Genomic DNA, 20225 nt, shown 5'->3' on the forward strand with positions numbered 1-20225 from the left:
GAGTGGGCTCTGAATTTGAACGCTGTCTCTATGCTTGAGACTATTACTGCCAGATACCTTACATCATGTGCTGGTGCAAAAGTGACTCTGTGGTAGCATTTGTGGCGTTTTTTGCGTAAATATTTTATGCCTTCTATATCCCTATGACTGAATGAGAGTGTGATGAAAAAAACCTTAGCCCGCGGCTTAATGAATCTATTACCTATGGCCTTGAGTTTGTGGCTGTTTTGGTCGTTGTTTGTATCGTTAGATGGTTTAGGAATTGTAATTTTAGAGTTGGTAGGGATAAACCAACACTTTGTCGGCGCGGGATTTATGCTGGTGGTGGCATTAGTTTTTGCGGTGGGCCTGCTGTTTTCGGTCAGCCCGATTGTGTGGCTTTATGGTTGGCTTGAGCGCCAGTTGATGCGTTTCCCATTGTTTAAATCGGTTTATGGCAGTATCCGTGATATCGCCTCTTTGATGAATCGTGATGGTAAGCCAACAAGCCAAAAGACAGTGTTAGTGAAACAGGCGAATGGCAGTTTTGTGGTGGGCTTTATTATGACGGATACGCCGCCGCAGCCCTTGTTAGATGCGTTGCCTGAGGGCGATTGGGTGCCTGTGTTGTTCCAATTGAGCTATCAAATGGCGGGCGTGACGAGCTTAGTTAAGCGGGATGATTTAATTATGGTTGATTGGTCGTTTGAGGAGGCGATGCGCTTCAATTTAACTGCTGGCATTTCGCAGTCACCGACTAAGTAATCAGATGAAGGTTTGTGCGTTTTAGCGTTTAAAATTAAATTTGATGATTTTTGTGGTATAATTTTTTGGCGACCAATATGGTCGCCATTTTTTATGCTGAATATTCTAGTAATATATTTGTTTTATGCTAAAGGTGGGTGTTAGCTGCCTTAGTGGTGTTAATTCTGTTTATCCATCAATCATTGGCTTAAAAAAGTCGAGTGTTGTTAATCCCGTTGTTCAGATCCTGTCGCGTTTAGCCATAGCGAGTCGTTGCAATGATCTTTGGGATTTCCCCCATACTGGTCATAGATGAGCCACCCAGTATTAACCAAATTTTAAGTATAAGTTTTGTCCTATCTCGCCGTTGGTATGTTGAGATATTTGGAGTGTGAACCCGCTAGAAATAGGGAGAGTCAATGTCAATCAAGTCTAGTATTAATCCGCCGGTATTTTATTCGTCGGTCTTTTTCATCATCTTGATGGTGATGATTTGCGCAGTATGGCCCACAGAGGCAAACACCTTTTTTAGATCAATGCAGTCATGGATAGAAATGAAAGCCGGTTGGCTTTACATTCTAAGTGTGGCGTTTTTCCTGATTTTTATCATATTTGTCATGGTCAGTCGCTTCGGCGATATCAAACTAGGACCAGATCATTCAGTGCCAGACTACAGCTATAAAAGCTGGATCGCCATGTTGTTTTCGGCGGGTATGGGCATAGGTTTGATGTTTTTTGGGGTCGCCGAACCTGTGATGCACTATCTGGCGCCGCCGGATGCAACCCCAGAGAGTCTTATTGCCGCAAAAGAGGCAATGAAGATCACTTTCTTCCATTGGGGACTGCATGCTTGGGCGATTTACGCTGTGGTGGCATTGAGTCTGGCCTATTTCTCTTATCGACATAAGTTACCGCTACTGCCGCGAAGTGCGCTTTATCCCTTAATTGGTGAACGCATTTATGGTCCTATTGGCCATACAGTGGATACATTTGCTGTGCTTGGCACTATGTTTGGGGTGGCGACATCACTGGGCTTTGGGGTGTTGCAGGTCAATTCTGGGTTGAGTTATTTATTCGAAGGCTTACCCAATAATGCTGTAGTGCAGGTGTGTTTGATTATCGGCATTACTTTATTGGCGACATTATCGGTATTTTCTGGTCTCGATAAAGGCGTGAAACGCTTAAGCGAACTCAATCTGGGTCTCGCGATTATTTTATTGCTTATCGTCTTGATCCTTGGCCCTACGGTTATGCTGTTGCAGGCTTTTGTGCAGAATACCGGTAGCTACTTAAGTGATTTAGTGGGCAAAACCTTTAACTTGTACGCTTATGAACATAAGGAAGATTGGCTCGGAGGCTGGACCTTGCTCTATTGGGGCTGGTGGATTTCCTGGTCTCCTTTTGTCGGTACCTTTATTGCGCGTGTGAGTCGCGGTCGTACCATCCGTGAGTTTTTGATAGGTGTGTTATTTGTGCCATCGGCGCTGACCTTTCTATGGATGACGGTATTTGGTAATACGGCGATTGATTCGATTATGAATCACGGCGCGACCTATCTTGCCGAGGCGGTGAATACTGATGTGTCAGTGGCCTTGTTTGTGTTTTTCGAGCACATGCCGTTTCCGACTTTACTCTCTGGGATTGCGATTTGTTTAGTCGTCACTTTCTTTGTGACCTCGTCGGATTCGGGATCCTTAGTGATTGATAATCTAACCTCGGGTGGTGATAACAATGCCCCCGTATGGCAGAGGATCTTTTGGGCACTGTTGCAAGGGGTCGTTGCTTCGGTATTGTTGTTAGCGGGTGGGTTACAGGCGCTGCAAACGGCGGCTATCGCCAGTGCTATGCCGTTCTTAGTGGTGATGCTATTCATGTGTCTGGGCTTATTTAAAGCCCTGAAAAATGATTGGCTTAAGATTAATAGCGTGCAGTTACACAATACTAGTGTGCAATACGCCAAAACTAATATGAGCTGGGAAGAGCGTATTGGGGTTTTAGTCTCGCATCCTACCCATGAAGAAGCGCAAGTGTTCTTGAATAATGTGGCTACGCCCGCTTTGTCTAAGGTGTGCCAACACTTTATGGCTAAAGGCATAGTGGCCGATCTTGAATATTTAGATGGCCGCGTGCGATTAGTGATCAGCAATGAGGTGAACTTGCCCTTTGTTTACGGTGTACGAACGCGTTGTTTTGACATCACTAACCCAATAGGGACTGAAATCGAGCAGGGCAATACCTTGTATTACCGCGCCGAAGTGTACCTTGAACAAGGTGGTCAGCATTACGATGTGATGGGTTATACCGAAGAGCAAATCCTCGCGGATGTGGTGACTCAGTATGAAAAATACTTACATTATTTGCATCTGTCGAATGCCGATCATGCCCACGTAAGCTAAGTAACGTAAGCTAAGTTAGCTAAGCCAGTAACCTAGGTCGGCTTAACCATTTACGTCTACAAATCGCGCACCATTAACCCGCAAAGTGCGGGAAATATTGCCCCAAGTGATAACTCGGATTATCCTTGGGGCAATTTTTTAGGGTTTGTTTTAGGGATTACACTATGTCATCAGTGCCAGGCCAGAGTAAGTTAGATAAAGTATTAGCCGATGCGCGGGAGTACAAAGCTAAGCGTGAGAGCGGTTACCGTGAACAAGCGTTAAAACTCTATCCTTGGGTGTGTGGCCGCTGTACCCGCGAATTTACCCCAAAAAACCTAAGTGAACTGACTGTGCATCATAGGGATCATAACCACGATAACAACCCGTCAGACGGTTCAAACTGGGAATTATTATGTCTTTATTGCCATGACAACGAACATTCTCGCTTTGAAGAATTGATCCGCTACGGTAGCACCGCAGAAACCAAGCAAGCGGCGGCGACCTACAATCCCTTTGCTGACTTGAAATCAATGCTGAAAAAATAGTCTTGTGGGCTGTTAGCAGGATGAGCTTGCGCAGAGGGTGGCGTTAGCAGGCGGCGTTTAGTCTTTGTCGGTTAAACGCGCTTCGGCAGCTAACCATTTATCACGGCTTAAAATATGCTGGTTTTCACTGCCTTCAAACAAAGCTTTACGGGCGGGAAGTTGCTGACAAATGGCTGCCTGTTGCGCTTCGCTGCTCGTGCGCCAACTGACGATTTCATCGATATGTCGAAAGCAGCCCATGCAGTAGTCTTCGTCATTTAAACCGCAGCGTGCGACGCAAGGTGAAAGCATAGGTGTCCTTTGGAGCCTTATGGCTAGTTAACCGAGTCTTCTCAGTTAACGATATGGATGAGTGTTTAAAGGCCGCGATACTAACATTTTTTCGCATAAAGTCATCTTTAGGGCGCATTCCCTTGGCCTAAGGTGAGACAAGTATTTTTTACACTGGGCATGACGTGAACCAAGATAATCTGCAGCAACAATTCACTTACTCACAGCAATTTAGCAAGCTTAATCAGTTGCTTGAAAAGAGTGCTGCCCTGTGGCAAGTGCGTGCATTTGAAGTGAACGCTTTACCTTGGGCACAGGATTTTCCGAAGTTGGCCGAAGCTGTGTGGGCGCTGGCTGATGATGAGCTTGATGGACTCGATGCCGAGCAATCTTTACTGGTTAAGACGCTGTCACCGGCATTAAACTGCGATCTTATGGCATTAGGCCAAGATTGGGACTTGTCATTGCTTACCACTGCCATTGCTGATATTGCAATAACCGATACCACAAAGGTAGATAAAGCGCAGGACCGCGGTTTGTCCTTTGATGATGAAGCGCACTTTAGCGCTCACATTAAAGGCCGAAAATGGCAGCAAATTACTGCCTTTGTGCAGCATTTACCCCAGCTTAATTTACCTGTGCTGGAATGGTGTGCGGGTAAAGGGCATTTGGGCCGCTTGATTGCTAAAGCTCGCGGCGCCGAAGTGGTGAGTTTAGAATGGCAAGCGCCGCTGTGTGAAGCAGGGCAGGCCTTTGCTGATAAGTGGCAGTTATCGCAGACTTTTATTTGCGCCGATGCCTTTGCTATTGGCGCTGAGCACAGGGCTATAGCCACTGTCGATACACCAGTTGAACATCCCTCAGCAGCGAATCCGTTAACAACTAACCCCTTAACCGCACAGCAGCAAGCGGTTGCTTTGCATGCCTGCGGAGATTTGCATGTTCGGTTGTTAACGCTGGCGGCCGAGGCGGGCACGCAGGCATTGGCGATTTCTCCCTGTTGCTATCATTTAATTCAAGCGAGCCATTATCAGCCGTTATCCATTCTTGCTCAGGAGAGCAGCCTAAAGCTCAGTCGCCATGATTTACAGTTACCGCTACAGCAGAGTGTGATCGCTAATCCCAAACAGCAGGCGCTACGCCATCAAGAAATTGCGTGGCGCTTAGGCTTTGATGCACTGCAACGTGAATGTCGACAAATCGACGAATATTTGCCTTTACCCTCGTTAAAACAGAGTCAATTGAGCGGCAGTTTTACGGATTTTTGCCTGTGGGCAGCCGAGACTAAGGCCGTTAATCTTGCAAAAAACAGGGATTTTGAAGCTTGGCTTGACGTTGGACGACAAAGACAACAATTAACTCGCCGTATTGATTTAGTCGCGCATTTATTCCGCTGCGCACTGGAGCAGTGGTTAATCTTAGATCGCGCTTGTTTTTTGCAAGAACAAGGATATGGTGTTTGCGTGGGTGAATTTTGTGCAAACAGCGTCACACCAAGAAATACGCTGATTTTAGCGCAAAAAATGGCGGTATAATTTTGCGCGTCTAAAAATATGCTGTACTGTGATGTTTTTTATGAATTATTTCTATATTAGCGCATTTAAGTTTAGTGATAGTGAATTCAGGGCCGTCGTGTTTGGAACCTGCGCTGTGAGACAAGTCTTACACTCAAGATGGTTTTTTATTGAATCATCGGGCTTTTCTTGTTCAAATGTCGCATTAATGACGAATAACAACTGAAAGCTGACCTGCTGGTCAGTCATTCTAGTGAGCGAATAAAACAGTTTCATGAAATATTCCCGCGTATTTATTAATAGCCTGGCCTATGAACTGGCGCCTGTTGTGGTTTCCAGTAGTGAGCTAGAGTCTCGTCTTGCTCCTTTGTATCAAAAGTTCCGTATTCCTATGGGACAGCTTGCCGCATTGACTGGGATTACCGAACGCCGCTGGTGGCCAAAAGGACATCAATTGTCCGACGGTGCGATTAAAGCTGCCCGTAAAGCCATGGTTGAAACTGGGATTGATGTCGCCGATTTAGGTGCTGTTGTCTATACCGGCGTGTGCCGCGATCAACATGAGCCCGCGACCGCGTGTCGTATTGCTGCCGAATTGGGGGTGTCAAAAGACACTGCGATTTACGATATCAGCAACGCTTGCCTTGGGGTGTTATCGGGTATTTTAGATATCGCGAACCGTATTGAGTTGGGTCAAATCAAGGCGGGTATGGTGGTGTCCTGTGAGTCGGCGCGGGATATTGTCGATGTCACTATCGATAACATGTTGGCCGATCCGACCATGCAGAATTTTGCCCAGTCACTGGCGACCTTAACCGGTGGTTCTGGTGCCGTGGCGGTGATTCTTACCGATGGCAGCTTGCCGCTGACAAATGTGCGTCAGCATCAATTGCTGGGTGCATCGCACTTATCGGCGCCTGAGCATCACCAGTTGTGTCAATGGGGTCTGCAGGAAGTGGGGCACAATCTGTACCGTGAGTTTATGCGTACCGATGCCGTTACCTTGCTTAAAGAAGGTGTTGAATTGGCGAAGCACACTTGGGAGCATTTCCTTGAGCAGCGTAATTGGCTGGTTGAGCAAGTGGACAAAGTGATTTGCCATCAAGTGGGCGCTTCAAATCGTAAGCAAGTACTGAGTGCGCTCAATATTCCCCCGGAAAAAGAATTTCCAACGTATCAGCTACTGGGCAATATGGGCACTGTGTCGTTACCTGTGACCGCTGCGATGGCGCACGATCAAGGCTTTTTACAAGCGGGCGATCAAGTGAGCTTTTTAGGCATAGGCAGTGGATTGAATTGCATGATGTTAGGTATTAAGTGGTAGGGTGCAGTGCACCTTTTCACGCCTTTGCTTGATGGCTGGCATACATTCGAGTCAACCCAGTAAGTCCATGATTCAGTTGATAGCTCAGTCTTTAGTTCTGTCGATAAGCTAAGCCAGCTGTACATAACCCGTTATTCGCTCTCATAAAGAATCAAGATAGGAAGCGTCATGTTAGACACTCTGTTGCCTTTTAAACGTCATTTTCTGAGCCGTAATGGCAACAAGCTACATTATATCAACGAGGGTCAAGGCGAACCTGTGGTCATGGTTCACGGTAATCCTAGCTGGTCGTTTTACTACCGCAACCTTGTTAGCGCCTTAAAAGACACTCACCAATGCATAGTGCCGGATCATATCGGCTGTGGACTGTCGGATAAGCCAGACGACAGTGGTTATGACTATACCCTTAAGAACCGTATCGACGATCTCGAAGCCCTGCTCGATAGCCTGAATGTGAAAGAAAACATTACCTTAGTCGTACACGATTGGGGCGGCATGATAGGTATGGGTTATGCGGCGCGTTATCCTGAGCGCATTAAACGCCTAGTGATATTGAACACGGGCGCTTTCCATTTGCCCGAGACTAAACCATTCCCTTGGCCGCTGTGGATTTGTCGTAATACCCTGTTAGGCACAGTGTTGGTACGCGGTTTCAATGCCTTTTCGTCTATTGCTTCCTATGTGGGTGTTAAGCGCCAGCCGATGTCGAAATACATTCGCGAGGCGTATGTCGCGCCGTTTAACTCTTGGGCTAATCGCATTTCGACGCTGCGTTTTGTGCAGGATATTCCGCTGCGTGAAGGCGATAGAAATTATCAATTAGTCTCTGATATTGCTGCGAGTTTACCTAAATTTGCTAAAGTGCCAACCCTGATTTGCTGGGGCCTCAAGGACTTTGTATTCGATAAGCACTTTTTAGCAAAATGGCGTCAGCACATGCCCCATGCGACAGTGCATGAATTTGCCGATTGTGGTCACTACATTTTGGAAGATGCCAGCGATGAAGTGATTGCCCATATCAAAGGCTTTATGGCTGACGACCACGTAGAAGCGGCGCAGTCCGAACAGGCCGCAGGTTAATGTCGACCTTGCTTGAGACTGAAGTGGCTCCTTTGGTTGTTCCTTTAGTGACGCCGTTGGAAAAGTCACTTTTAAGTGGCACTTCTGCGTCAGCAACGGTCAATGATGCCAATATTTGTCGTCATCTCAAGCAAGCCGCCCATGCCATTCCCCATCATCTTGCGGTAGCAGTACAAAGCGCTCAGGGTGCTTCTGTGGCGAATTTGCATTACAGCGAGTTGGACTTTCTCAATCTAGATAGACAAAGCGATGCGATAGCCTTTGCGCTTAACGCCCATGGCATTGAGCGCGGCATGAAGGCTGTGCTTATGGTCACGCCAAGTTTGGATTTTTTTGCACTTACTTTTGCGCTGTTTAAAGCGGGGGTTATTCCTATCCTAGTTGATCCCGGCATGGGGATCCGCAATCTTAAACAGTGTTTTGCTGAAGCCGCGCCCGATGCCTTTATCGGTATTCCCAAGGCTCATATTGCTAGACGTCTATTTGGTTGGGGAAAGGGCAGTATCAAGTCATTACTCAATGTTGATGACGGCAAAACAGGCTTAGCGGCAAAGTTAATCCGTATCAGTACTGGTGCGATAAGTTTATCGACTCTGCTGCAAAGCACCTCAGTGCAATCTTCTGCTCCAAAGTCTGAATATCCCATGGTGATGCTTAAATCTGATGAGATAGCGGCGATTTTATTTACCAGTGGCAGCACTGGCACGCCTAAGGGGGTGGTGTATAGCCATGGTATGTTTGAGGCACAAATTCAAGCGCTAAAAAACGATTATGGCATTTGCCATGGCGAGCGCGATTTAGCCACTTTTCCGCTGTTTTCACTCTTTGGTCCCGCACTTGGCATGGCGTCTATCGTTCCAGAAATGGATGCCAGCAAGCCCATTACCGCCAATCCTGAATTCCTGTTTGCCGCGATTGAGAAATATCAATGCAGTAATATTTTTGTTAATCCCGCCTTACTTGAACGTTTAGGCCGCGCAGGGGAGCAAAAACAGCATAAACTGCCCAGCGTGCAGCGGGTCATTTCTGCGGGTGCGCCAGCCACCATTGCCTCCATCGCCCGATTTAGCAAGATGCTGAGCCAAGGTGTGCCGATTTTAAATTCCTACGGCGCAACCGAATCTTTGCCTATTAGTATGATTGCCAGCGATGCGTTATTTGCCACGACTGACATCACAGATAACGGCGGTGGTATCTGTGTCGGTCGCGCTATCGATGGCGTGACGATTCGCATTATTGCTATCAGCGAAGAGGTTATTCCCGAGTGGGATGATGCCTTACAGCTGAATAACGGTGAAATCGGCGAGATAGTCGTGCAGGGGCCTATGGTGAGTCAGTCCTATTATCTAAACAATAGTCAGCACGCTAGCCAAAACGAAAGCCAAGGCAAACGCGCGACTGCGGCGGCCAAGATTTGGGACTCGTCAACCAATACCGTTAGACACCGCATGGGCGATTTGGGGTACCTTGATGATCAAGGTCTTCTGTGGATGTGTGGTCGTAAGGCCCACAGAGTCGACGCCACTCTTAACGGATTGTTTGTTAAACGTTATTATTCCATTCCCTGCGAGCGCATTTTTAATACGCATCCCAATGTGAAGCGCTCCGCTTTAGTGGGAGTGAAAGTGGCGAACGAGATAGAGCCGTTAATTTGTATCGAACTCGACCAGTCATTGGTGTGCAATAAGAGTCAGCAGTTGTACCAAGATTTGATCGCCATCGCCGAGCAATTTACGCAGACTCAGGGCATAAGGCGGTTTCTTATCCATCCTGATTTCCCTGTGGATGTGCGGCATAATGCCAAGATTTTTAGAGAAAAATTAGCCGTTTGGGCACAATCACAAACGAAAGGTTGATTTGAAACTCCACGGCTTTTTTCCTGCATTTTTTACGTTATATTCTGTGTTCATTTGAACAAACTCGCTTATTTTTAAGCCCTTGTGCTTATTTTAAACTTATTACACCGACTTTAAGTTCATGTAAATGTGCTGAAATGGATACCCTTAATGACGAAAGACCCAATCAAGAGCACGACGCTTGCCCAATTTGATGCGGCTGAACAAACGGCACTCGCGCAGCTCGCGCTTAGGGTGCAACACGCCTTTGTCACGGGGGCGGGGGGATTTTTAGGTAAAGCGATTTGCCTGAGATTGTTAGCTGCGGGCATTAAAGTCACAGGTTTTGCGCGTGGGCATTATCCCGAACTTGAAGCACTGGGCGTAGTCATGCTGCAAGGGGATTTAGTCAATAAAGATCTGCTGCAACAGGCGATGCAAGGCTGCGATATTGTATTTCATGTGGCGTCTAAAGCGGGTGTTTGGGGTGACAGAGACAGCTATTTTTGTCCGAATGTAAAGGGCGCTGCCAATGTAATTGCCGCTTGTAAGGCATTAAAAATAGATAAGTTAGTCTACACCAGTACCCCGAGTGTGACCTTTGCAGGTCAGGATGAATCGGGTATTGATGAGTCTACTCCCTATGCCACCAGATTCCTGAATCATTATGCTCACTCTAAAGCCATCGCTGAAAAGATGATGCTCGACGCCAATCAAATGGGTGACATGCCAATTGAAAATCCTGATGTGAATCAAGTAGTTGGCCAAGTTACGACTCAAGCCACTACACCCTATGCGTTAAAAACCGTCGCACTCAGGCCGCATTTGATATGGGGGCCTGGCGATCCCCATCTAGTGCCTCGGGTATTGTCGCGCGGGCATTTAGGTAAGCTTAAACTGGTTGGCCGCGAAGATAAGCTAGTCGATACCATCTACATAGATAACGCTGCCTATGCCCATGTGCTGGCGGCACTGGAACTTTGCCAAGCAAAGCCTAAGTGTCAAGGGAAAGCTTATTTTCTGAGTAATGATGAACCCATCACTATGGCCGAGATGATCAATCTGATTTTGGCCTGCGATGCTTTACCGCCAGTGACTAAGCGTGTGCCTCAATCTGTAGCATATGTAGCTGGCGCCGTGTTGGAAACTGTGTATTTTCTACTAAAGAAGCAAGAAGAGCCCATGATGACGCGCTTCGTGGCACGGCAGTTATCCTGCAGCCATTATTTTGATATCAGCGCAGCTAAACGAGATTTAGGTTATCGTGCGCTCGTCTCTATTAATCAAGGGATGGCAAGGCTTAAAGTGTCGCTTTAGTTTTAGATATACTGCCATCATGTTATTGGGGATTTATGAGTTGCGGTGATTGTAAAACGTCAATTTTCAGACAAAAGATTGGTCGCTGCAAACGCTGTATGTGGCAGCTTACGGCTTTATCGACCATCGGCTGGCCGCTGTGGTGGTGGCTTTATCGTGATGCGCCTAGGGATGTAAACTCGATTGCATTACTGTTTTTCTGCGCGGCTTTTACGGGGTTACTTGCTTTGCACCTTATCGTATTGGCTTACCGTCGCCTCAGAGGGCGAAAGTAAGCCAATCGACTTTCTGTTTGTATGCTTAAACTGAGTGAGTCGCCATTTTCTCGTGCATCATTTTTTTCATTAATGGCGCAAGGGCAAAGAAGACTAATGCCATCACCACGCCAATTTGCGCCGAGAAGATAAACAGTTGTTCGTATAGCGCCATCGCACTCGGTACGTCACTTATCACGCCGCCTTGGGTATCAATCGCGGCGAGTTTGTTTAATTCGGCGGCTAAGATTTCAGAGTATGAAGTGCCGAGGAACCAAGCACCCATCATCAGGCTGACTACGCGTTTTACCGAAAGCTGAGTCACGGCAGATAAGCCTATGGGCGACAACAATAACTCCCCGATTTCTAATACAAAATAAGCCGCGACTAAGAACCAAATACTCACTAAGCCACTGCTTAGCGGCATCTGGATCCCGAGCACAAGCACCATAAAGGATAAACCCGCGAACAAAATACCGAGTGCGGTTTTAACCGGTTTGCTTAGGTCGCAATTTTTACGGGCGAGGGCTGGCCACAGCCAAGCGAAGATAGGCGACAAACTGATCACAAAGAAGGCACCGAGGAAGGTCAATTGTCCCGCGCTCCATTCGAGACCGAGCATGTTACGGTCCATCACACGGTCCGAAAATGCTACCCAAGAGCCATAGGTCTGCTCATATAAACCAAAGAAGACCAAACCCGCAACGATGAAAAGCAGCAAAGCCGACATCTGTTGACGTTCAATCGGATTACAATGTTTCACCATGAACCAGCCAATCCCGAGGGCGAGCACTAGTGATACTGAGTGCAAGAACCAAATCACTGGGCTCACAGCGGGTAATAAACTGCTAATCGAAAGTACGAGGGAGTGGGTTTGAATCAACCCCCAGACTATGATTACGCTGCCAATTGCGCTTAAGTAAATCCATTGTTCTGTCGTTATGCCAGCGGTTTTCTTTAAAATCCGCGCAGGATCTCTGGGTTCGGCGAAGCCTTGCAGATGTTTTTTGCCACGAATAAACACCAACAAACCTGCTAACATCCCTAAACCTGCCAAACCAAAACCGTACTTCCAGCCATAGGTTTCACCTAAATAAGCGCAAATTAGCGGGGCTAAGGTGGCGCCTAAGTTGATGCCCGCGTAGAAAATGGTAAAACCAGAATCTCGCTTAGCGGATGATTTAGGATAAAGCTGACCGACTATGGTGGAAATATTGGGTTTTAAAAAACCCACACCGACAATGATTAAGGCGAGGGATAAATAGAATACTTGCAGCGCTTGTTCATCCCGTTGAATTTCACCTGCAACGATAACCGCTTGATGGCCTTCAAAGGCCATACCTAAGTGGCCGAGCACCAATAAAACACCACCAAAGATCACCGCTTTACGCATGCCGATATAGCGGTCGGCCAATAAGCCACCCACTACGGGCATGGCATACACTAAGGCACCGTAAGCACCAATCACGTTGTAACCAAATTCATCGGTAAATAGATGATATTTAATCAGGTAAAGAAACAGTAATGCTTTCATACCGTAGAAAGAGAAGCGTTCCCACATTTCGGTAAAAAAGCAGACAAATAAGCCCTTAGGATGCCCAAATAGCATTTCAGTTGGGGGCGAGCCTTGTGGGCCCTGCATTGTGTGCGGCAGGTTTTGTTCTATTGACACTTAAGACTCCCATTGCTGGCACTTTATGCGCCGAGCAGCTAATGATTCATTTTATCGTAATGAATTTTATTAATTATTTTTCATTATTTGTGATTATCGCGGCGCTTTTGATCGCTAAAAAACGGCGCTGTTGCAGCAGTTAATCACACTCGGATGATATGGAACAGCCAAGGGTCTTGAAAGTGATGAATATTTTGTATAACTAACATTTTTAGCCGTTCTTTAAGGCTCGCTATAGCAATACTAAGCGGTTAAATTAATTCATTTTCAGTTAAGAAATGAGTGCTAAATAGTGGCCATAATTCAACTGTGGCTGTTTTATCTTAGCCGCTTTAGCCTTGATTTAGCTGTAGTTCGTCGTTTAATGGATGGTATAAGTTTTATGTTTGATAGCGATTTTGCATTATTGGTAGAGCATCTACGCGCTTGTTCGAGGCTGCTATCTAAATGAATGTCACAAATGGGTGGGTTAGATGATTTTCTCAGGGAAGCGCAGTGATTGAGAAGTGAACTTATTCGAGGCATAAGTATAAATAAGCACCATAATCATATTGATTATAAAAGAATTTTAATCTTGATAGTTGCATTTTTCATATAAGATTTCACAGTTTATATTTCTACAATGAGTTAATGTCTATCTGCTCAACTTTACTGATTTAGATCAGTCGTTATGTGTTACTAAGGAGACTTATGGAGTTTTTTACCACCCTATTTGTGGGTTACCCGCTTTGGGTTTGGTTAATGTTTTTCGGTTTTGTGCTGGCGTTATTAGCTTTTGACCTTGGCGTATTGCACAAGGAGCAGCATGAAATTACCGTGGCTGAAAGTTTAAAGCTTTCAGCCTTTTATATCTGTATGGGCTTATTGTTTGGGGCCTGGCTCTGGTGGTACAAGGGTTCAACCGCCGGTATGGAATACCTAACGGGCTATCTGATTGAAAAATCACTGTCTATGGATAACGTATTTGTTATCGCGTTAATCTTCAGTAGCTTAGGTATCCCACGTTTATACCAACATAGAGTGCTCTTCTGGGGCATTATGGGCGTAATAGTGTTGCGCGCCATTATGATCGGTCTTGGTGCTGTGCTTGTTGCCCAGTATCAAGGTGTACTTGTGTTATTTGGACTCTTCTTGATTTTCACTGGCGTGAAAATGCTCTTCTCAAACGATGAGCACGGTGATATCCAAGACAATAAGTTTTATAAATGGTTACGCACTAAGATGCGTTTTACGCCAACGCTGCATAAAGAAAAATTCTGGGTTCGTGGCGAAGATCATCAGTTAACAAAAGGATGGTGGGCGACGCCGTTATTCTTGGCGTTGATCTTAGTGGAAACCGCGGATTTGGTGTTTGCAGTCGACAGTATTCCAGCTATTTTTGCGATTACCCAAGATCCTTTCATCGTCTATACCTCGAATATCTTCGCGATTCTGGGGCTACGTGCTTTGTATTTTGCGTTGGCTGCTATGGTGCATCGTTTTGAATACCTTAAATACGCGCTGTCAGTAGTATTAGTGTTTATTGGGGTGAAAGTGGGTTTAGTGTATTTCAACCACGAGGGAATCGTGGACTTTACTATCCCTACGGCCGTGTCCCTTGGTGTGACTTTTGGTCTGTTAGTTTTAGGTGTCCTGTATTCGCTGTGGAAGACGCGCGGGCAAGAAGTTGAGAAATAGCTTGGACGGCTAGTCCAATAAGTAATATGTTTCGGCCGTTTAGTCATACTAAACGGCCTTTTTTATATCCTTAATATGTGAATCGTTAAGCTTTACAGAAGATGTTAAAAATTAGTCTATGCTTAATTCGAGCCGTTGTTAGTTTTGGGCTCACAAAGGGAGTTTTTAGGACTAATACTCTTCAAGGACGATATTATGAAACTCAACATTACCGCCATACTTCTGCTCACCGTTTGTTCATTGACCACCGTCAACGCAAAAGCTGCAGATAAGCAATCGCCCAACACTAGATCTAACGCAAATTCAACCTGTACTGGAGCCTATCCAAGTTACTTCCAAGATCCTGCTTTTGCAAAAACAGGCATGTGGGACAATCAAGTCATTATCAACCAAGCTTATTCTGGCTGGAAGGGGCCTATTTTTAGCCTCAGTGATGCTTATTCGAGTGCTAAACCAGATAGCGCTGCACCTTGGCTTAAATTCAATCCCTTCGATAAAAATCTGAGTGAAAGTGATAAAAATACCCAAGCTGAGCAATACCTCTGGGCTGTGATGAAGTACATCCAAGAGGGAAACATCGACAAAGGCGATGTCAGTAAAGACTGGGATCTGTGTAACAACAAGGTGCGCTCTTGGTACCATATTCCCTATCAGACCTATGATCCCATGAGTGGGCGGGAATTTATCCATGGCTTGACCCGAGAAGCCCCCGTCACTATGGAGATAAAAGGCCAAGGCTCCCTTAAAACCACTATGTGGGCGGTGGGTTTTTATAATCCTCAGGCGGCAAACAGCATTGGCAAGGTATGGACGGGGGCACCATCACCTGTGATGCCCCAGCAAAATTTTGCATTTAATGAAGGCAGTGTGATTGGCAAGTTATTGTTTACTACTGCAACGCCTAATAACTATCCTTTCCTTGAAAATGTACCTGTTTGGCAAGCCAATATCAGTGCCAGTGATTTCTGTGTATGTAAAAACGCCGATGGCAGTGCCTGTAGTTTCCAACAGGAAACAGAGCAATGCCCGCGCTCTGTCGCCGATGTGTACTTATTGCAGTTTGATATTGCAGTGCGCGACAGCCGTTCACCCGTGGGCTGGGCCTATGGCACTTTTGTCGCCGATGGTCAGTTTAAAGCGAAAGAGAAAAATCCTTGGGATCGTATTTCACCTCTGGGATTAATGTGGGGGAATGACACGCCGCCAGCAACAGTGGGAGCGGCAGCATTCCCGCAAAACCCAATCACAGGGCTTAAGGATAGCGCCGTATTTCAAGAGGTCGTTGGCCGTTTGAATGAGCACACCAATGCGGGACACTTAGGGTGTAATGGGCGCCTAAATGGCCCTGCGGATAATGCATTAAGTAGCTGTTTATCTTGCCATCAAACTGCTTCAGTTCCTGATAGTACCAATAATACACCGGCAATCCTGTACCAATTTGCCTCGTATCAAGAGCCGGGCAGTGGCCAATGTTTAACATCGCCCAGCGCCCTCGATTTATCGATTGACCAAGTGTATTTCAAAACCTTTATGTGTTCTGCGTCCTTCGTTGGACCCAGTAACATAGTCCCTGCACCTAAATATACTCAAGGGCAAAAACAGTGGATTTCTACTGATTTTTCATTGCAGCTCAGTATCAGTCTCACCCAGTGGCAAGAATGGCAACAAGACCAAGATAACCTGAAAAAGAATATCAAAGTACGTATATTTGATGGCACTTTACCCTCGCGCTAATGTTGGCGTTTAATTTTAAAACCAACGCACTATCTGGCATGACCTGTTAGATAGTGCGTTTTTTATGGCAATACCCTTGGCTCATTTTGAAATTAATGCAAATTAGCTTGTTCTTCTACGTGCTTTTTCCTAAGGTGATTGCAAATGATTTTCAATGAGGCGTGATATGAATACCCATCTGCAGTTACAGGTAAACCATTGGCTTGAAAATGATCCAGACCCTCGCACTCAAGCCCAGTTACAAACCCTAATTGATAGCGGCAATGATGCCGAACTCGCAGCGCGCTTTGCGGGGCGCTTGGAGTTTGGCACCGCAGGATTACGTGGTGTCGTCGGCGCTGGGCCTATGGGGATGAACCGTTTGGTGATCCGCCAAACCTCTGCTGGTCTTGGTGCTTATCTACTTGATCAGATTAAAGATGCAGCCGAGCGTGGCGTGGTGATTGGTTATGATGGCCGCCACGATTCATTTAATTTTGCCCATGATGCGGCGAGTGTGCTCACCGCTATGGGGATTAAGGTGCGCTTAACGTCCAAAGTAGCGCCAACGCCGCTAGTGGCCTTTGGGGTAAAACATTTTAATTCGGCAGCGGGCATTGTGGTGACCGCGAGTCATAACCCGCCGCAATACAATGGCTATAAAGTCTATTGGGAGAATGGCGCGCAGATTATTCCGCCCCACGACTCTGGCATTGCCGCGCAAATTGAGCGCGCCGCGAATCAAGCGATTCCGTTTTTAGAGCATGATGACGCGGTAAAACAAGGTAAGTTAATTATCCTGCAGGACGATTTTTACCAAAGCTATCGTCATGGCGTGCAGCAAGCTGAGGTGCTGCAAAACCATACCGCCCCTGAAAAGGTGAGTTTAGCCTATACCGCCATGCACGGTGTGGGTGCCGAAATGGCTGAAACGGTATTGAAAGATGCAGGTTTCACCCAAGTGTATTCGGTTGCCTCCCAGCGTGAACCCGATGGGGATTTCCCGACGGTGAACTTCCCAAACCCTGAAGAAAAGGGTGCGATGGATTTAGTGATTGCCGAGGCGAAAAAACACGGCGCTATGCTCGCCTGTGCTAACGATCCCGATGCCGACCGTTTTGCGGTTGCAGTGCGTAAAGAGGATGGCGAGTATCAGATGCTGACGGGCGATCAAGTCGGTGTGCTCTTTGGACATTACTTGCTATCTCACGCTAAAGATCATCAACGACTTACGGGCACAACGATAGTGTCATCGAGCCTGTTATCTAAAATTGCTCAAGGGTTTGGCACGCAAAGCTTTACCACGCTCACCGGCTTTAAGTGGCTGATGAATGTGGGGATTGCAAAAACTTCGCCTGAGGATCAATTCCTGTTTGCCTATGAAGAAGCCCTTGGCTATACGGTGGGCAGTATGGTGTGGGATAAAGATGGCTTGTCGGCGCTGGTGGGATTTGCCCAATTAACTGCCGAGCTGGTGGCGAAGGGGCAAACGATTTGGGACAGACTCGAGCAAATTTACCGTGAGCATGGCTTCCATCTCAATGCGCAGGTGAGCATTGCGCTAAAACCTGACACGCCCAATATTGGCGCCTATTTGCGCGAGCATCCACCGGTGAAGATTGGTGAGTTAGATGTGCTCTCAACCGATGATTTAAAGGCACTTGAGCGTCGTTTTGCCGATGGTCGGGTTGAGAAAATCGACTTGCCACCGAGCGATGTATTGACTTACTGCTTAGCGGGCGGGGCTCGGGTGATCGTCAGACCATCTGGCACTGAACCTAAAATTAAGTGCTACTACGAAGTGGTAGAAACTATGGTTGATACAGATACCTTAGCTAGTGCCCAAGCGAGGGCGAGCAAAGCCATGGATGATTTTATTCAGGCTCACCAAGCCAGTTTGCCAAAATAATCTTGGTTGCTGGTTAAGTTAAAACGCCAAAATTCACTTTTATTAAAAGGCTACTGACATCATGCTGTCAGTAGCCTTGTTTTATTCTTGTTGTCGCCCGTTAATGATTCAGTCCTGAATTGTACTAATAAGGTTTTGAATCATTGATATTTTTTCAACAAGGAGAAAGTGAAAATGTTATCTATTGCACCGTTAGTTTGGGGTGAAATTCCTGTCAGTGACATGAACCGTGCCGTTGCTTTTTATCAGCAGCATTTTGGGGTCGAGTTTAAACGTGACGATATGGAAGACATGGAATATGCGAGCATAGTCACAGAGGATGCGAGTGCGGCGAGCATAGGGCTAGTCAAGTGCAGTATGAGCCAGCCGTCAATGCAGGGCAGCACAGTGTATTTGCATTTCAGCACCCATTTGCAACCTTTAGTGGATAAACTCGCTGCCGCCAATGTGAATATTTTGCTGCCAGTGACGCCGATTAATGGTGGAGAGTGTGGTTACATCGCGTTATTTGCCGATAGTGAAGGCAATAAAGTCGGTCTGTGGTCTAAGGATAAGTAGTCTCGAGTGTTAAATTTTTAGCGTCGTGTCCTTAAGGCACGACGCTAACATTAACCTATTGGTTTAGATTTTTATGGAAGAAACAAAAATGGATGTGATTTATATTGATGCTCGACCGTTACTTGGACTAAGCACCCGCACGAATAATCGGGCAGAAATGTCTGTCGATAGCGCTAAAATTGGCAGTTTATGGCAAGCCTTTTTTGAATCATCCCAGCTAACCGCTATGCTCAATTCGCCCATGTATGGCGTGTATTATGACTATGAGTCAGACATGAATGGCGAGTTTTCTGTACTGGTGGGTAAGGCAATTGATGCCCCTGTTGATGCAAGTCATTTTACGTCATTGGAGCTTAACGCGGGCAAGTACCTAAAATTCACCGCTCAGGGTGATATGCCCCAGTGTGTTATCGACCTCTGGGGGCAAGTGTGGGGTTATTTTAGCGCGGCTGATTGCTCTCATCAGCGACGCTATCAAACGGATTTTGAAGTCTATCTTAGTGCTACTGAGGTTGAGATCTATATCGGGATTTTATGATTCAAATCGTAAAAACACTCAAGTGTGTATTCAAGGATATACCAGCGATTGACCTAGGGTAATAATACGTAATCAACTGATTGATAGATAAGGGTTAAACCAGAGCTAATGCGCCGTGCTGATCGCCTATTTCAAATAGTGCAAATTCTCAAACACAAACGCCTGACCACGGCCCAAGAATTGGCTGAACGGTTAGAGGTTTCTACACGCACGATTTACCGTGATGTGCAGGACCTGTGTTTAAGTGGCATTCCTATTGAAGGGGAAGCGGGTGTCGGCTATTTGTTGCGCCATGAGGTTAATGTTCCGCCCTTGATGTTTAACGAAGCCGAACTGGAAGCGATTCAAGTTGGCATGCGTATGGTGCAAACTTGGGGTGGTAAGGAGCTTGGTAGCGCCGCGAGGCAGGCGATGATTAAAGTCGAAGCTGTGTTGCCTAAACGATTACAAGCCTATCAATCCTTAATGTTTTCACCGGATTTTTATTTAGATTCCAATGAGTTTCAATTCCTTGATCCCTTGCGTAATGCGGCTCAGCGCCGCGAATACGTTAAACTCTTCTATCAAGATGTCAAACTGGATGTTACCGAGCGGGAAGTTAGGCCGCTCGCCATCTATTTTTGGCGTGGTACTTGGACCTTACTGACATGGTGTGAGCTACGTGCTGATTTTCGTAATTTCAGGGTCGATCGCATCACAGGTCTTGTGCGGTTAAACCGTCATTTTGATCTCACTCTTGGGCAAGAGCTTGAAGATTATATTTGCCTGATGGATGAGCAATCGAAGGCGCGAGCAGAAGCGAAAGAAAAGCCACTCGAATGAGTGGCTTTGTATTACATTTCTAATTTGCTAGTAACTTTCTAGTAATTCGCTAGTTGTATCGAGATCTCTCTGATACTGGTGTCATAGTAGTTATTG

At 46.3% G+C, this 20225-nt stretch carries 17 protein-coding genes; 15 read left to right on the top strand and 2 right to left on the bottom strand.

Annotation, left to right across the window (positions count from 1 at the left end; genetic code table 11):
* The first annotated feature begins 162 nt into the window (after positions 1-162).
* The 3 genes from KO531_RS01715 (at position 163) to KO531_RS01725 (ending at position 3646) form a co-directional block, all read left to right on the top strand.
* A complete protein-coding gene (locus tag KO531_RS01715; protein ID WP_028760527.1) occupies positions 163-744 on the top strand; it encodes a DUF502 domain-containing protein in 582 nt (193 codons plus the stop codon).
* A gap of 398 nt (positions 745-1142) precedes the next feature.
* Positions 1143-3119: a BCCT family transporter gene (locus tag KO531_RS01720; protein ID WP_105249669.1), complete on the top strand. Its 1977-nt coding sequence runs from the start codon at positions 1143-1145 to the stop codon at positions 3117-3119.
* A 164-nt stretch (positions 3120-3283) separates the two neighbouring features.
* Entirely contained in the window at positions 3284-3646 is a 363-nt protein-coding gene (locus KO531_RS01725; RefSeq protein ID WP_219250222.1) for a YajD family HNH nuclease, read from the top strand.
* A 57-nt stretch (positions 3647-3703) separates the two neighbouring features.
* Here KO531_RS01725 and KO531_RS01730 read toward each other — a convergent pair whose 3' ends face one another.
* Positions 3704-3937: a DUF1289 domain-containing protein gene (locus KO531_RS01730; protein ID WP_006085323.1), complete on the bottom strand. Its 234-nt coding sequence runs from the start codon at positions 3935-3937 to the stop codon at positions 3704-3706.
* Between the two features lie 164 nt (positions 3938-4101).
* Here KO531_RS01730 and KO531_RS01735 point away from each other — a divergent pair, with 164 nt between their 5' ends.
* The 6 genes from KO531_RS01735 to KO531_RS01760 all read left to right on the top strand — a co-directional run bounded on the left by KO531_RS01735 (position 4102) and on the right by KO531_RS01760 (position 11261).
* A complete protein-coding gene (locus tag KO531_RS01735) occupies positions 4102-5451 on the top strand; it encodes a methyltransferase (protein WP_219250223.1) in 1350 nt (449 codons plus the stop codon).
* 253 nt (positions 5452-5704) lie between these two features.
* Positions 5705-6754: a 3-oxoacyl-ACP synthase III gene (locus KO531_RS01740; RefSeq protein WP_028760522.1), complete on the top strand. Its 1050-nt coding sequence runs from the start codon at positions 5705-5707 to the stop codon at positions 6752-6754.
* A gap of 168 nt (positions 6755-6922) precedes the next feature.
* A complete protein-coding gene (locus tag KO531_RS01745; RefSeq protein ID WP_219250224.1) occupies positions 6923-7834 on the top strand; it encodes an alpha/beta fold hydrolase in 912 nt (303 codons plus the stop codon).
* Positions 7834-9690 (top strand): olefin beta-lactone synthetase, encoded by a 1857-nt coding sequence (oleC, locus tag KO531_RS01750; RefSeq protein WP_219250225.1) that lies wholly within the window; start codon positions 7834-7836, stop codon positions 9688-9690. Before KO531_RS01745 ends, oleC begins: the two co-directional genes overlap by 1 nt.
* Positions 9691-9840: 150 nt before the next feature.
* On the top strand, positions 9841-10986 hold the full coding sequence (oleD, locus tag KO531_RS01755) for a 2-alkyl-3-oxoalkanoate reductase (RefSeq protein WP_219250226.1): 1146 nt from the start codon (positions 9841-9843) through the stop codon (positions 10984-10986).
* A gap of 35 nt (positions 10987-11021) precedes the next feature.
* Positions 11022-11261: a DUF3624 domain-containing protein gene (locus KO531_RS01760; protein WP_219250227.1), complete on the top strand. Its 240-nt coding sequence runs from the start codon at positions 11022-11024 to the stop codon at positions 11259-11261.
* A 25-nt stretch (positions 11262-11286) separates the two neighbouring features.
* Here KO531_RS01760 and KO531_RS01765 read toward each other — a convergent pair whose 3' ends face one another.
* The gene (locus KO531_RS01765; protein ID WP_219250228.1) at positions 11287-12912 is read right to left on the bottom strand and encodes a peptide MFS transporter; all 1626 of its coding nucleotides are present in this window, start codon (positions 12910-12912) and stop codon (positions 11287-11289) included.
* A 690-nt stretch (positions 12913-13602) separates the two neighbouring features.
* On the opposite strand from KO531_RS01765, the gene KO531_RS01770 reads away from it, so the two are divergent.
* The 6 genes from KO531_RS01770 to KO531_RS01795 all read left to right on the top strand — a co-directional run bounded on the left by KO531_RS01770 (position 13603) and on the right by KO531_RS01795 (position 20129).
* A complete protein-coding gene (locus KO531_RS01770; protein WP_131525740.1) occupies positions 13603-14589 on the top strand; it encodes a TerC family protein in 987 nt (328 codons plus the stop codon).
* A gap of 195 nt (positions 14590-14784) precedes the next feature.
* Positions 14785-16323, top strand: a complete 1539-nt coding sequence (locus tag KO531_RS01775; RefSeq protein WP_219250229.1) for a hypothetical protein — start codon at positions 14785-14787, stop codon at positions 16321-16323.
* A gap of 166 nt (positions 16324-16489) precedes the next feature.
* Positions 16490-18211, top strand: coding sequence for a phospho-sugar mutase (locus KO531_RS01780; RefSeq protein WP_219250230.1), 1722 nt, complete (start codon positions 16490-16492; stop codon positions 18209-18211).
* 174 nt (positions 18212-18385) lie between these two features.
* Positions 18386-18769, top strand: a complete 384-nt coding sequence (locus tag KO531_RS01785; RefSeq protein ID WP_212599862.1) for a VOC family protein — start codon at positions 18386-18388, stop codon at positions 18767-18769.
* Between the two features lie 88 nt (positions 18770-18857).
* On the top strand, positions 18858-19307 hold the full coding sequence (locus tag KO531_RS01790) for a GyrI-like domain-containing protein (protein WP_219250266.1): 450 nt from the start codon (positions 18858-18860) through the stop codon (positions 19305-19307).
* Between the two features lie 108 nt (positions 19308-19415).
* Entirely contained in the window at positions 19416-20129 is a 714-nt protein-coding gene (locus KO531_RS01795) for a YafY family protein (RefSeq protein WP_028760503.1), read from the top strand.
* Positions 20130-20225: the final 96 nt, after the last annotated feature.

The sequence above is a fragment of the Shewanella sp. NKUCC06_TVS genome (genome assembly GCF_019345515.1).
Taxonomy (GTDB): domain Bacteria; phylum Pseudomonadota; class Gammaproteobacteria; order Enterobacterales; family Shewanellaceae; genus Shewanella; species Shewanella oncorhynchi.

Excerpts from the sequence above, each read along its gene's own strand:
- KO531_RS01715 (WP_028760527.1), top strand. The coding sequence starts at position 163 with ATGAAAAAAACCTTAGCCCGCGGCTTAATGAATCTATTACCTATGGCC.
- KO531_RS01720 (WP_105249669.1), top strand. The coding sequence starts at position 1,143 with ATGTCAATCAAGTCTAGTATTAATCCGCCGGTATTTTATTCGTCGGTC.
- KO531_RS01725 (WP_219250222.1), top strand. The coding sequence starts at position 3,284 with ATGTCATCAGTGCCAGGCCAGAGTAAGTTAGATAAAGTATTAGCCGAT.
- KO531_RS01730 (WP_006085323.1), bottom strand. The coding sequence starts at position 3,937 with ATGCTTTCACCTTGCGTCGCACGCTGCGGTTTAAATGACGAAGACTAC.
- KO531_RS01740 (WP_028760522.1), top strand. The coding sequence starts at position 5,705 with ATGAAATATTCCCGCGTATTTATTAATAGCCTGGCCTATGAACTGGCG.
- KO531_RS01745 (WP_219250224.1), top strand. The coding sequence starts at position 6,923 with ATGTTAGACACTCTGTTGCCTTTTAAACGTCATTTTCTGAGCCGTAAT.
- oleC (WP_219250225.1), top strand. The coding sequence starts at position 7,834 with ATGTCGACCTTGCTTGAGACTGAAGTGGCTCCTTTGGTTGTTCCTTTA.
- oleD (WP_219250226.1), top strand. The coding sequence starts at position 9,841 with ATGACGAAAGACCCAATCAAGAGCACGACGCTTGCCCAATTTGATGCG.
- KO531_RS01760 (WP_219250227.1), top strand. The coding sequence starts at position 11,022 with ATGAGTTGCGGTGATTGTAAAACGTCAATTTTCAGACAAAAGATTGGT.
- KO531_RS01770 (WP_131525740.1), top strand. The coding sequence starts at position 13,603 with ATGGAGTTTTTTACCACCCTATTTGTGGGTTACCCGCTTTGGGTTTGG.
- KO531_RS01775 (WP_219250229.1), top strand. The coding sequence starts at position 14,785 with ATGAAACTCAACATTACCGCCATACTTCTGCTCACCGTTTGTTCATTG.
- KO531_RS01780 (WP_219250230.1), top strand. The coding sequence starts at position 16,490 with ATGAATACCCATCTGCAGTTACAGGTAAACCATTGGCTTGAAAATGAT.
- KO531_RS01785 (WP_212599862.1), top strand. The coding sequence starts at position 18,386 with ATGTTATCTATTGCACCGTTAGTTTGGGGTGAAATTCCTGTCAGTGAC.
- KO531_RS01790 (WP_219250266.1), top strand. The coding sequence starts at position 18,858 with ATGGATGTGATTTATATTGATGCTCGACCGTTACTTGGACTAAGCACC.
- KO531_RS01795 (WP_028760503.1), top strand. The coding sequence starts at position 19,416 with ATGCGCCGTGCTGATCGCCTATTTCAAATAGTGCAAATTCTCAAACAC.